The sequence below is a fragment of the Globicatella sanguinis genome, from assembly GCF_002847845.2.
Taxonomy (GTDB): Bacteria; Bacillota; Bacilli; order Lactobacillales; family Aerococcaceae; genus Globicatella; species Globicatella sanguinis.
Genome location: NZ_CP126962.1, coordinates 2221734 through 2236373, shown reverse-complemented (window position 1 = coordinate 2236373; position 14640 = coordinate 2221734). Strand labels below are relative to the sequence as shown.

At 32.0% G+C, this 14640-nt stretch carries 10 protein-coding genes; 1 reads left to right on the top strand and 9 read right to left on the bottom strand.

Annotated elements, in window-relative coordinates; translation table 11 throughout:
* The first annotated feature begins 2 nt into the window (after window positions 1-2).
* Entirely contained in the window at window positions 3-944 is a 942-nt protein-coding gene (locus tag CYJ72_RS09875; RefSeq protein WP_284629719.1) for a hexose kinase, read from the top strand.
* A gap of 499 nt (window positions 945-1443) precedes the next feature.
* Here the strand turns inward: CYJ72_RS09875 and CYJ72_RS09870 are convergent, their stop codons facing one another.
* The 9 genes from CYJ72_RS09870 to CYJ72_RS09830 form a co-directional block, all read right to left on the bottom strand.
* Window positions 1444-4437 (bottom strand): glycoside hydrolase family 2 TIM barrel-domain containing protein, encoded by a 2994-nt coding sequence (locus CYJ72_RS09870; RefSeq protein WP_284629718.1) that lies wholly within the window; start codon window positions 4435-4437, stop codon window positions 1444-1446.
* Window positions 4438-4484: 47 nt separating this feature from the next.
* Window positions 4485-5375 carry an ROK family protein gene (locus tag CYJ72_RS09865; protein ID WP_284629716.1) on the bottom strand — a complete coding sequence of 297 codons (891 nt, stop codon included), beginning with the start codon at window positions 5373-5375 and terminating at the stop codon, window positions 4485-4487.
* Window positions 5376-5796: 421 nt separating this feature from the next.
* Entirely contained in the window at window positions 5797-6621 is an 825-nt protein-coding gene (locus tag CYJ72_RS09860) for a carbohydrate ABC transporter permease (protein ID WP_284629715.1), read from the bottom strand.
* Window positions 6622-6635: 14 nt separating this feature from the next.
* Entirely contained in the window at window positions 6636-7544 is a 909-nt protein-coding gene (locus tag CYJ72_RS09855; RefSeq protein WP_284629714.1) for a carbohydrate ABC transporter permease, read from the bottom strand.
* Window positions 7545-7609: 65 nt separating this feature from the next.
* Entirely contained in the window at window positions 7610-8740 is a 1131-nt protein-coding gene (locus CYJ72_RS09850; RefSeq protein ID WP_284629712.1) for an ABC transporter substrate-binding protein, read from the bottom strand.
* Window positions 8741-9220: 480 nt separating this feature from the next.
* Window positions 9221-10183: an IS30 family transposase gene (locus CYJ72_RS09845; RefSeq protein WP_101975427.1), complete on the bottom strand. Its 963-nt coding sequence runs from the start codon at window positions 10181-10183 to the stop codon at window positions 9221-9223.
* Window positions 10184-10278: 95 nt separating this feature from the next.
* Entirely contained in the window at window positions 10279-12189 is a 1911-nt protein-coding gene (locus CYJ72_RS09840) for an alpha-galactosidase (protein ID WP_284629710.1), read from the bottom strand.
* 33 nt (window positions 12190-12222) lie between these two features.
* Window positions 12223-12870, bottom strand: a complete 648-nt coding sequence (locus tag CYJ72_RS09835; RefSeq protein ID WP_284629708.1) for an L-fuculose-phosphate aldolase — start codon at window positions 12868-12870, stop codon at window positions 12223-12225.
* A 15-nt stretch (window positions 12871-12885) separates the two neighbouring features.
* On the bottom strand, window positions 12886-14349 hold the full coding sequence (locus CYJ72_RS09830) for a rhamnulokinase (protein ID WP_284629707.1): 1464 nt from the start codon (window positions 14347-14349) through the stop codon (window positions 12886-12888).
* Window positions 14350-14640 lie beyond the last annotated feature (291 nt).

Below are 14640 nucleotides of genomic sequence, written 5' to 3'. Positions count from 1 at the left end.
AAATGATATTAACGGTTACTCTAAATCCTTCTATCGATGTTTCTTATGTTTTAAACGAATTAAAGTTAGATCAATCTAACAGAGTTCAAAATGTACAAAAAACAGCCGGTGGTAAAGGGCTAAATGTCAGTCGAGTGATTCACCAATTAAGTGGTAATGTATTGGCGACTGGGTTAATTGGAGGACATTTTGGGTCTTTTATCGAAACAAAATTAATCCAAGAAAACATTCCTCATAAATTTTCTTATATCAGAGGCGAAAGTCGTTCTTGTATTGCTATTTTGCATGATAATAAGCAAACAGAAGTCTTAGAAAAAGGACCTGAAATCAACGAACAAGAGAAACAGGAATTTCTCAATATTTTTGAAAGTATACTAAATGATTACCCAATAAGAGTAATCACTATTTCGGGGAGTCTCCCCTCTGGATTAAATACAACCTTTTACAGTTATCTGATAAAAATTGCTTCAGAAAAAGAAATTCCGGTTCTATTAGACTGTTCCGGAAAAACATTAGCAGATTCTATTCGTGCTGAAGTGAAACCTTATCTTATTAAACCGAATCTACAGGAAATAACTGAATTATTAGATATACCGCAGTCCTTAACTACAATTCAAATTAAAGATGCTCTGCTTGATCCATTATTTGAAGACATACCAATTGTAATGGTATCACTAGGAAGTAAAGGTGCATTAATCAAATCAGGGAATCAATTTTATCAAGTAACAATACCAAAAGTGAAAGCCGTTAATTCTGTCGGTTCTGGAGATTCAACCATTGCAGGTATTGCCTATGCTCTAGATAATGAACAAGAATTTACCGAACAAATTAAAACTGGCATCACCTGTGGTGTGCTAAATGCGATGAATCCTTTAACGGGTAATATCGAATTTAAACAATTTCCAAATATTTTTAACCAAGTTCAAATTAATATGATACAATAAAATAAATAATAAGAGAACTTTAAATAAATGATGCTATACTTTTTGGTTTAGGTAGACTATATTTCTCTATTCATTCACGCTTTTTTAATCAAAACAAAAAATTAGAAACGTAAAATAAGATAGCTTAATTTAAATAAACAAATAGCACTTGAACAAGCGTTCAAGTGCAACTATTACTATTTACCAACATTACTTGACATGGAGCCACATTACTTGACATAGATCCAGTAAAATATAAATCAATTACATACATTCAAAAAAATACAGGCTAAAAATCGTATTATGATATCGACTTTCAGCCTGTATTTTTATTATTTTTCTCTACTAAAAGTTGCAGACCACAAAAAAATATGCCCAAACTATTTGACAAAAAGCTTGTTTAAAATGATTGCTTAAAGTCATCGAGAACCATTTACCACACTACTAATCTTACAAATATTATTTTCCAAACTTATTTCAATAATAAAGATTATTTAATCTATGTTACATCCCCTATTATCTAAAAGGTAAAGCTAAATTCGAAAAAGAATGGAGTATTACCTAATCGGTATAAACTCGCTAATTCTGGCCCACAAGAATTGCTACCAGAACCACTATGTTGGTAGTCAAGATGTAAATATGTCAAACCTTCTTCTCTTAATTTGTCCCTATGTTTCACCTCAGTTAGTTGTTTAACAGAGTAATTGGATACGTTAAATGATAGCCCCACCTGGCTAACGACTTTGAATTTGGATTTTCCATCTGTCAAAATTAGCTCACGCACTTCATTGCGTGCACCATTTTCTTGTGGTGTCACATATGGCTCATAGAAGTCTGAAACGTTCCCACTAAATCGTGCAACATAATTAGCTTGCTTCTTATCTACATAACTTTCGTAAGGTCCTCTTCCGTAATAAGAAACTTTTTCCATTTCTTTTTTAAATGGTAAAACTAGACCAAAACGAGGTAAAAATGGCATTACTTTATCTTTCTCACCACTTAACTCTAATTTTATTTCACCATTTTTTGAAAGAATCCAATTAACACTAAAACTAACAATATTTTGACGAGCAACTGTGTTAATAACAATTTCAAATTTTATTTTTATCGAATCACTTAATTCATCGATTTCATAACTATGCACGCGACTTTGATGAACATGATAATTCGCGGCTTCCCACTCACGACGCACTTTACGGTCGTTATCCATAGGGGCACGCCAAATCGTCCATTTACCAACTTTATCTAATAAAAATCGACCATTATCTACTAATTGAGCAATAGCTCCCGTTGCTTTACTAAAATGAACTTCACGATCACCTAATAAAACGTTAATCATACCTGATGTTTCTTTAACAGATAATCCATCAAATTTACGAGTTTCTAACTTAGGTGAAAACTCTTTAATAGTGATTATATCAAAACCTAATTCTTTTTTTGTATTTTTCATATTGTATACTAAACGAATAGATGCAATGGTGTCACTTATTTCACTTAAGGCTTCAAAAGTAACTTCTTTTTCAGAGTACGGATCAATAGCTGGTGTTTTTAGTGGAATTTCTTCTATTTTATTTCCATCTATGTCATATAATTCTGCAACTAAATCAACCTTATCACTTAAAATACTAAAAGCATAACGATTTCTTAATTTAACTCTGCAATTTGCGATATCGTGTGATTCCATCACTACCGGTCGGAAAACTTGTCGGTGTTCGTAAGCACCAGTATGAGGTGTACGATTCGGAAATACAAGACCATCCATACAAAAGTTGCTTGCATGTGGATATTCACCATGATCTCCCCCATAGCGGTATACTGGATGTTTATTTTTACCACGATTAATATCCACTGCATGGTCCGCCCACTCCCATACGAAAGCACCAGCAAATTCTGGATGTCTAGCCATATAGTCATGATAATCTTGAATATCCCCTGGACCATTGCCCATTGCATGAATATATTCACATAGGATGAATGGTTTGTCTAAAGGTTTATTAAAATAAAGCTCATCCATCTCATCGAAATTGGCATACATTCTTGACCATACGTCATGTAATTCTGGATTATATTTTGTTTCATTATCGCGATTACGTTCCCAATAACCTTCATAGTGATGAAGACGAGTAGAATCTAATTTACGACCATGACTCATGGCGGCTTCAATACTGACTCCATATCCAGATTCATTCCCTGTTGACCACATAATGATGGACGAAAAGTTGATGAACGATCTAATATTTGAATCAGTACGGTCTACCATAGCTTCCATATATGTTGGATCATCTGCAATCATATTATAATTTTTATTACCCCCTAATCCATAGAGTTCAACTACTTCGTGTGCTTCTAAATCAGATTCACTCATGACATAGAAACCAAACTCATCCGCTAATTCATAGAATTCAGCTGTTTTTGGATAATGTGCAGTACGAATAGCATTGAAGTTTAATTCTTTCATTAACTTCATATCTCTAATATGATTTTTAAGTGTAACAGTTGGTCCTGTTTCAGGATGTGTATCGTGGTGATTGACACCTACTAAAAAAATAGGTTGGTGATTAATTAATATCTGACTATTTTCAACACTTATTGTACGTACGCCAACTTTTTGAACAATTACTTCTTTACCTGCTGTTATTTCTAATTGATACAAGTTTGGTGTTTCGGCATTCCATAAAAATGGAGTATTTAAATTTAACTTAAGTGTTTTATTAATATTATTTGTTCCTGAAAGGATTTCATTCCTGTTAGGATCGAATAAACGATATTCATATTCAGATAATCCTATTGCATCATCTACATCTAAAGTAATTATTCCCGTTTCTAAATTCGCTGAAACATCAGTTTTTATTGTAAATTTATTTAACCTTTCTTTTTCACGTTTTAATATATAGACATCACGGAATATTCCGCTATATCGAAATTTATCTTGATTTTCTAAGTATGTCATTGCTCCCCATTGAACTACAAGTACAGACAGTGTGTTTTTTCCATTTTTAATGACATCTGATAAATCAAACTCAGTATTTGAGTGAGAAATCTGGCTGTAACCAATAAATTCATCATTCACCCACACATAGAAAGCTGCATCAACACCCTCAAAATTTAAGTGGTAATCAAAAGATTTTCCGTCATTAACTTCAAATGTACGACGATATAATCCTGCGGGGTTTTCATAAGGTGCAAATGGTGGATCAAAAGGGATAGGCAATTCTACATTTGTATATTGAATTTGACCATATCCTGCCAATTGCCACACACTTGGAACTTTCATATCAACATACTCAATTTTATTGTTTTTTGTATTCAACCAATATGGCTCTTCAATTTCACGAATATTTTCAAAATAATGAAAATCCCATATACCATTTAAATCTAAGTAGTAACTTGAATCGCGACGCGTTAAACTATTTTTATATTCTAACGCACTCGCATAAGGAACGAAATAGTTACGTCGTGGCATCGTATTCACATGATGCGTTGTGTAATCTTCAAAATAATTTGGTATAATCATGTATAATCTTTCCTCCAATACATTCAATTTAAAATTAATTTCCTATTTCATTTTAAATTAAAGGCTAACATACCAGCTCCAACAATCCCATTATCACTACCTAATACCGATCGGACAATATCATTTAAAATATGGCTTTGTTCTTCTATAACAATTCCACGAAGTTCTTCTATTATTGCGTCTACAAATCTTGGATTATTATAAGCAACACTTCCTCCTAGAACAATCATATTAGGATCTAATGTACAAACAATTGAATAAATTCCTATTGCCATTGCATGCGCGCGAGATTTTATAATAGCGATTGCTTTTTCATCACCATCATATGCTAAATTAAACACTTCTTTTGTTGACTCAACCCCAGGATAAGCTGCTTGAATTCCTGGTCCTGCCGCAAACTTTTCTAAATCTATATATTGATTATTCACTTTTAAAGGAAGAAAACCTATTTCACCCGAAAAACCTGATCCACGTAAAATAGTGTTATTCACAATAGTCGTTGATGCTATGCCTGTTGAAATCGTTAAATATGTAAAGGTAGCTTCAGCAGGAAGATGTCTCGTTGCATACTCGGCATAAGCTGCCACTTTAACATCGTTATCAATCACAACTTTTATTTCATCATTAAATTCATTCTTAATACGCTCTACAAAAGGAAAGTTATCCCATGGAATATTATTTTGAAAAATTGCAATCCCATTATTATGGTCTACTTTTCCAGGAACACCGGCACCTATACCATAAAAATCAGTTATAGCTAAGCCACTCTCATCTAATACTTTTTGAATACAGCTTAAAACAGTTTGAAACAATGTCTCTGAAGATTTTATATCACTCGGTAGTTCATGGCGATATTCAATTTGTCCAAAACGATTGACTATAGCAACTGCAACCTTTGTTCCACCAATATCAATTCCTAATGCAACATCTTTATTCAAAATAAAGTCTCCTTTTTCATATAATTAAGACAAAATATTCTGTCCTATTCAATCAAATTTTTTACTTTTTTATCAAGTGTATTCCAAAACTATCTTATAATATGTGTGCAAGATATCTTTTTTATTCTATAAACTCCACAATTAAGCCAATACCACTTTTTCTCATATCAAACTGATTACTATTTTGTCCATTTAATAGCAAATTATAAACAAAAAGTTGTTTGGATAGTTTTTAAGTATTTTATCTTTCATTTTTAAACAATGTTCTGGAAGTTTTTTGAATTTCTCATTTTAAATTTAAAAATTTTAGTCACAATTAATTCATTGTTAATCACCATAAACAATTTATTTAACATTTAAGATTGTTTATTTATTATTAACATTTTTAAAAATTCTAATCTTGCAATATACTGAGCAAAACTTAAGATTTTGATCCACTCAAAGCAATGCCTTCAATAAATTGCTTTTGGAAAATAAAATACAGACCAATTAATGGAATAACTGCTATGAAAGAACCCGCCATCAATAACGGATAATCTGTTACGTATTGACCACTTAAAGAGGCTAATCCTGCAGACAAGGTCATTTTTTCTGGAGCAGTATTAACAATTAATGGCCATAGTAGAGAGTTCCATCCATATAATATCGCAAATAATGAAAGTGATATTATAGCAGACTTCGAAAGAGGAAGAATAATAGTAAAGAATATCCTAATTCTCGATGCACCATCTATAACCGCCGCCTCTTCAATTTCTTCTGGAATTTGCAGGAAAAATTGTCTAAGTAAAAACGTACCAAATGCTGAAAATAATCCTGGCATAAATAATGCGGGGAGTGTATTAAGTAAACCCATTTTTTGGATAATCAAATACTGTGGAATTATAAAAACTTGACCTGGAACCATCAAAACTGAAAGAATTAGAAAAAACAATATATTTTTAAAAGGAAAGTCAAGTTTAGCAAAAGCATATGCAGCGAATGAGCTGAAAAGAACCTGACCCACGGTTATAATTATTGTTGAGATAGCTGTATTAAAAAAGAGTCTTCCGAAATTCATGTTTGTAAATATAAACTTAAAATTTTCCCATTGAGGATTACTTGGAAATATTTGTGGTGGTACAGCTGTAGCTTCGACATTAGTTTTTAAAGCAGTTAAAACCATCCATATAAATGGAAATAACATCATCACAGATCCTAATATAAGGATTAAATGTACTATAATTTTTTTTGACTTCTCAATATTCATTTTTATTATCCTTCCTAATAATGTACCCATTTATCTTGGAATTTAAACTGAACAGCGGTTACTATTAATGTTAATATTAACAGAACGACTGAAATAGCTGCACCATACCCTTTATCGTTAAACACAAAAGATTGTTGATAAAATAAATAGGCCAATGACTGAACTTCTTCAAGTGCCGGATTAGTTTTCATATACATAAGCATTATTAAATCATAAACTTGCAATGAACTAATTAAAGATGTCAATAAATTGAAAAATATTGTTGGCGTAATTAATGGTAATGTAATATTAAAAAATTTTTCAAATGGATTTGCGCCATCGATTACAGCCGCTTCATAAAATGCTCTTGAAATACCTTGCAACGCAGCTAAATATAATACAATCGATTGACCTAGAGATGCCCATATTCCTACAATGATTAACGATATCATAGCAAAATTAGAGTCAGTCAGCCAATTCGGTCCTGAAATTCCAACCATTGCTAATATTTGGTTGATAATTCCATATTGAGAATTGTACATCCATCTCCAAATCATCCCTATTGCAGATGTCATCGTTACCGCTGGTAAGAAATAAATAACACGATATATTCCTTGACCTTTAATTTTACTGTTCAATAATGTTGCGATTAATATTGAGATAAAAGATCCTATTGGCACAGTAAAAAGCGCATAAGTGACAGTATTCTTCAACGCTCTCCACACTGATTGATCTTGAACTAGTCTTTTAAAATTTTCTATACCTATAAATTTTGAACCCCCAAAACGTCCCCATTCAGTAAATGAGTAGTACACACTTTGAAGCATAGGAATGAAATAAAATACTGTTAAACCAATGATTAACGGTGAAACTAGTAGAATCGCTGTTAATAATATTTCTTTGTCATATCTTTTACCAAATATACTAATTTTACTCGTTTGCATAATAAACGTCTCCTTGTATTCTAAAAAATTGATTGACCTTGAATAATCAAGGCCAATCTAACATATTATCTAGCTAATATACTATTGGCATATTCCACAAATTCATTCACTGCTTCTTCAATGGACATTTCTCCAGTCCAAGCTTTATTTAAATATTTTACTTCACTTTCATTAGCTGCTTGTCCATTTTTGTTATAGGGTAAAGGGACAGCGTATTCAACTGCGTCAACAAAAACCTGTAAATTATGATTTGGGTATGAGTCAACCCATGGCTCTTGTGTTCCTTCAGCAGCTGGAATTACTACTCCAGATTGAGCTACTTTTAGATTAGCTTCTTTTGAATTTAAGAACTGAATGAATTTAGCAGCAGCTTCTTTATTTTTAGAACTCTCAGCGATAACGTTCGCAATTGAATTTGATGTAGTAGCTCTACGTTCTTTCATAGGTAATGGTGCTACATCAAAATTTTTCAACCCATACTCATTATCCTTTAAATAAGTACCTGTCATCCAAGAACCACCAATTATAGTACCTATTTTACCAGAATTAAATAATTGGAAAGTCTCAGTTCCAGCCATTACTTCTAAAGATGGACTTAAGCCATCGTCAATGAATTTTTTATAAAATTCTAATGCCTCTATAGCTTCTGGAGAATTCATATTTGATTCAGTTCCGTCCTCTGAAAAAATAGTCCCACCATTTTGGTAAATCATATCGTGATACCCACCTTGATAATTAAGAGGTGCCGCAACTCCATATATTCCATTTTCTTCATCAGTAATTTCTTTAGCAGCGTTATACCAATCTTCCCATGTCCATGTTTCATCTGGATAATCTACTCCAGCCTTATCAAAAACTTCTTTATTATACCAAAGTGCTTGAGTATCGAAATCTTTAGGTACACCATACAATACACCATCCCTTTGGAACGCTTCAATGTATTGCTGAGGAATATTGTCCACATTGATATCAAACTCACTCAATGAACTCACAACACCTGCATCAATGTAATCTGTTGAATTAGGAATGTTTAGCCAAAATACATCTGCTACACTACCTCCTGTAATTGCAGCTTCTACTTTTGTCCAATACTGATCCCAAGGCGTTACTTCAATTTTAACTTTAATATTATCATTCTGAGCTTCAAATTCTTTAGCTAATTCTTCGTAAATATCTTTTTGAGCTGCGTCCCACATCGCATATGATATTTCCGTGACTCCTCCGTCTCTTTCATTAGCAGAAGATGACTCTCCATTATTGTTAGTGCATGCTGCTAGTATTAATCCTGTTGAAAATAAAATTCCTATTTTTTTAAAATTTTGATTGTCAAATTAAGCTAGAATTTTTACCTAACACATAATACGTTTGCTTTTTTTCTAATTGATAATTAAAATGGTTGTTCGAAAGTTCAAGTATAAATTAGCCACTGACTTTAAGGTTTCCACAACGTCAGATTTGTGGCAAGTGTAGTGAGTCAGATTGATGCATTAAATCGTTAGAGCTTGACTTGGATGCTCCGGTATGATACTCGCGAATAGCGAGTTGGGGAAAGGGTTTGGGTAGAAGACCCAAAAAGCATCCCCAAATCATCATGCCGGGCTAGGCACCAAGTCAAGCTCTAACAATCAGGTGCCTTACGCAATGGATTCACTGTCTTAACAAACACATTGTGTGCATTAGAAAGCATCTATCCATCCAAGTTCCTTACAACAATCGATAAAAACTTCAATTGGCGTTCGATAACCTAATGATTTTCGTGGAATTTCATTGCGGAAATGAGCTGTTTGGCTGAGTATTTCCTGCGATATATCGGTAAAATCCATCCCCTTAGATAACCCATCTCTTCGAAGTAGTCCATTAGAGTGTTCATTTAAGCCGCGTTGTGACGGACAACCGGGATCAGCAAAGTAAATATTGATGTCATTGACATTTGAAATGGCTTGCCAATCAGAAAATTCTTTTCCACAATCAAACGTAATGGATTTAAATAAATTTCTCGGTAAATAAGCAAACCAGTTATCACAAGCGATTCGCACATCACTTGCTTTGCGACTGTTAATTTTTATCGGGATGATGAGTTTACTGATTCTTTCGACCAGTGTTAGGACTGCACTCTTATGGTCTTTTCCGACAATAGTGTCACCTTCTAGATGTCCAAATTCTTTCTCATATTGTGGATTTTCTTTTTGACGATCTTCGATGGTGCGTCTAAAGTGTTGTTTACCTCTTTTTTCCTGATACCCATTAGGTTTTCTCTTACCTTTCATCGGTAAAGTTGAGGGATCAAAGAGTTCCGAGTCTTTAAAACGACGATAAAGTGTTCGAGCTGTACATCCTAATGGGAGTTCATTCCGACCAATGATGACGTCAGGAGACCACCCCTGGTCCACTTTTTTCTTAATATATGTGATTTGTTTAGTGTTAAAGACCTTCTTTTTGGCACCACAGCGTGATTTATTCTCTTTATATTGATCGTAGTATTCCTGAATATTACCACTATTTTTAAGAAAATTAACGACGTTATAAATGGTTTGGATGGCCCGATTTAATTTTTTAGCGATATCCGTTACTTTTTTACCGCTATCGTAATAATTTTCTATCCAAATCAATTCTTTCATGGTAAGATGTGTATAAGCCATTTGTATGTACTCCTTCCTTAGCATGTGATTTTATGTTTAGGATACCATACAAATGGCCTATTTATTTTTCTAGCTTAATTTTACTATCCAAGAAATTAAACATTGTCTTTCCCTCTTCCTTTTATTTTTATAATTACCTGTTCAAATGGTTTCAAATTAATTGAAATTGTTCCTTCTCCAACATCACTATTTAATTCTCCATAAACTACTTCTATTGATTCAATAATCAGATTTTGAATACCATAGTTATAATTTTGAACTTTATTAGATGGATTTCTGAAAGATACAATTCTTTCTAAGTTACTATCACTTATACACTCATAACCATAAATATTATACTTACTAGGAGATCCCCCTATCATAACGCTATTTTTTAAAATATTATAGTTCTCTTCAATCCATTTAATTGCTTTAGCATTTGCTCTCCACATATCTTCATCAAACATTGAATCTGAATAATGAAAATCCCATAGTCCATTTCCTCTCGTGCTTGTAAATAATAAATATTTATATAGTTCTTCTGCAGATACTTGTATTGGAGAATCTAAGTATCCTGTATGTGCTGTTAAGGCAACTACAGGATCATGATTATATAAACTCCATAATGGAAGTTGAATCTTTCTGTCCGTTATAAACTCCTCATATTTCTGATCTCTGTAGGTCATCATTTTATCTACAGAAGAATCCCCTAATTCAGAGAAACCAACATCCTGAGAATTTTGAATCCATAAACTATTAACCCATTTTAAGAACCATGGGCTCGGATTTACATACGAGGTTAAGTTAATCCAGATTTCAGGATTAACATCACGTATAGCAGTGAATAACTCTATATAATATTCATATACTTGAGTCATAGAATACATAGCATAATCACCACTATTATCCGGTTCATCTGGTTTTAATAACATTCCATCCATTTTCCAATAAGTTAAATTGAATTTCTTTGTATAATCAACCATTAATTTTAATAAATTCTTTTGATAATTTAGATCGGCTAAATTCACATCATTAGATAATTTATTTTTGCTTCCCAATTGTAAATCTTTATTTTTTTCTAACCAGTTACTAAATGTTTCTTCTGTACCACCGTACCCTCCTCGTGGCCCTATCCATAATCCTAGAGAAGAATCTAAAGTTTTTACTAATTCTTTTATATTATGTAATTCATCCGGAAATTTTTCGTTAAAACCCCAAAAAGACTCATAATTAACCCAACCATCATCAACTACATAGGCATCCAACTTAACGCCATGTTTTTTGAATCCTTTACTTATATTCGAAAAACTTTCAATTATCTTTTCTTCATCGATGTCTTTCATATAGTCATACCAAGTGTTATACTGTTTTCTAAAATAATTTGGTTGTGATATTGATCTGATATAATTATAAAAAGCTTTTTGAACTTTTTCTAATTTTGTGGACTCTGCACTACCAATAACCGTCGGCCAAACAGATTTGATATCGTTTACTTTATCACCAACGAAATATCTTGAAATTAATTTTGTTCCGATGATTTTATTTAAAGCCATTGGAAACTCCATACCCATAAAGAATCCATTTGCATATATAGGTTGTCCAGCTTCAACATAATAACCTTCAAAATCTGCCATTTCAGAAATATTCTTCTGATCCTTAGAATAAAAAACATCTTTATTACTACCAAAATCTATAACTTCAGTATCAATATTTCTTATTACTTCTTTAGAATATAAAATATTAACTTGCTTATTAATTACTAGTTCATCTGCATCATAGATTATCTCAACTGAAACTCCCTCGCCATCGAACTTAACCGATAAAGTTTCATCCTCTACTATTTCTGAAACTACTAACTCTGAGGAGCCCACTTCATTTCCATTCTCAAAAGTAATAATAAATTCATCACTATTCAAGACCTCATATTCTCTCTGTGTTAATAAATTCAGTATTTTTTCTGTTCTAAAAGTATTTTTATAATAACTAAAGAATCTTTGTATATTCTTATTCCCAATTGTATATTTCATTTACATTTCCTTTCAAAATAATTTCTATTTATTCTATATTTTTATACTCTGCCCATATGTTTTAAATTTTTCAGCCATTCTCTTCATTTCTTCATCATCGATAATGACTGGTTCACCAATACTTTTAGCTCTTATATGAATGTTGGAGCAATATTCAACTTCCTCTAAAACATTAAAAGCACCAGATATATCTTTTTCTCCTGTAAGAATACCATGATTAGCTAATAATACCGCTTTCCTACCAATCATAGCACTATATGCATTATCAGCCAGTTCAGGTGTTCCATATGATGCGTACGCTGCGCATTTAACATCTTTCCCTGCAACAGCCAACATATAATGACTAGCTGGTAAATCCCATCTTAAAGTTGAAAGTACTGTTGAGTATATAGTATGTGCATGAATAACCGCATTAATATCTGTTCGATTTTCATATAATTTCTTGTGCATTACCCATTCACTAGACTGTTTCCACTTTCCTTCAAGTATTGTGCCATCTAATTTCATCACTATTATATCATCAACTGTACAATCCTTAAATGAAATTCCTGAAGGTGTGATGGCCATTATATCTTTTTCTCTATCGTAGATACTTAAATTACCACCCGTACCCAAGGTATAATGTTCATCCAATAATTTTTTGCCATATTCTACTATTAGTTTTTTTTCATTTTCTAACACTTTTTTATTTCCTCCTCAGTTATTTTCAATAATTTCAATATATTTTTTATATTTTTTATTCCATTCATCGATATTTCTAGGTTTAAATAGCTTTAAATTAAATGAATTCGTTAGAATATTTTCTTTTTCTGTAGAAAGCATCTTCAACGTCTCTATTTGAGTTAAGCTATTTCCTAAAGCTGTTGCTTCATTATAGCCTGCATAAGTGTTTAAATTTAAAGCATTCGCAGTACATTGAGATAGAAAGTCGGCATTTGATCCACCACCAACAATATATATATTATTAAAAGTGTAACCAACTGATTGAACAATATCTTCATAAGCAACTCTATATTTTAAAGCTAAATTTTCATAAATTGTACGTACCAATTGACCATCTGTTTCTGGTACTTTTTGCCCGGTTTTTTTTGCAAACATCTGAATTCTTCTTGGTATATTACCAGGTACAGTTAGTTCTGTTAGTTCTGTATCAAAATAGCATTCTATTGATTCTGTTTTTAAAGCTAATTGTGCTAGTTCTGAATAAGTATAATTTTTTCCTTCTTTTTTAAATTGTTGTTTTGTTTCTTGTAATAGCCATAGACCAGTAATATTTTTTAGAAAAGTAATTTTATTATTCATTCCTGTTTCATTTGCCATATTATATTTATATGCCTTTTCAGTTAAAATAGGTTCATCAATAGTTGTTCCCATTAAAGACCAAGTTCCTGATGATAAAAATAAATTACCTTTTTTTTCACTTGGTGTGCATGATGCAGCACTAGCGGTATCATGAGAAGCAATTGATACAATAGGCATCGGTGATATATCTAGTTTTTCAGCCAATTCACTTCTTAGCTCACCTATCACTTTACCTGAATCAATTATTTTAGGAAATATACTGGCTTTTAATCCTAGTTTATCTATTAATTCGTAATCCCAATCTTTTAATTGTGGATTGTATAACTGCGTAGTAGAAGCAATGGTTCTCTCACTATAAATTTCTCCTGTTAAATAAAAATTAATCAAATCAGGCATCAATAATATCTTATTAACTTTATTATATACATCGGGTCTTTCATTCTTTAGAGCCATAAGTTGATATATAGTGTTTATTTCCATATTCTGAATACCTGTTCTTTTATATAATTCACTTGAATTTATAACTTTTTCTACCTTGTCAGAGTACCCTTTTGTTCTTAAGTCTCTATAATGATACGGATTTTCAATTAATTGATTATTCTCATTTAATAATCCAAAATCAACTCCCCATGTATTAACAGCGATGCTTTCAACTTTCCCTAAGCTATGAGCTTTAATTATACCTCTATCAATCTCTTTGAATATTTTTTTAATATCCCAACGTAAAGAATTATTTTGTCGAATAGTATAATCGCTAAAACGATTGACCTCTTTCATTTCTAATTTATCGTTTATTAAAGTAGTATAAACTCCTCTTCCAGAAGAAGCCCCTAAATCAAATGCTAGAACACCTCTCATTTCAATTGTCTCCTCTCTTATTACACTTCTATATTACCAACTTGATCATTTAACGTCTATAGATGATTGAAACATTGCTTTTTAATCGCTTTCATAGTCGAATACAAGTCAAAAGCAATCACTTGTGATCATGTTTCATTCTTGAATTTTTATTCTCAACATCCCAATGATCTTTTTCTTTTATAATAATCATGATACACTTGAATCTGCCATCTTTCTAAAACAATAGATCTCATTATATATAGTCAGACAGTACGTTTTAATTTTTAGCAATATTTTTTTTGCCTTTAT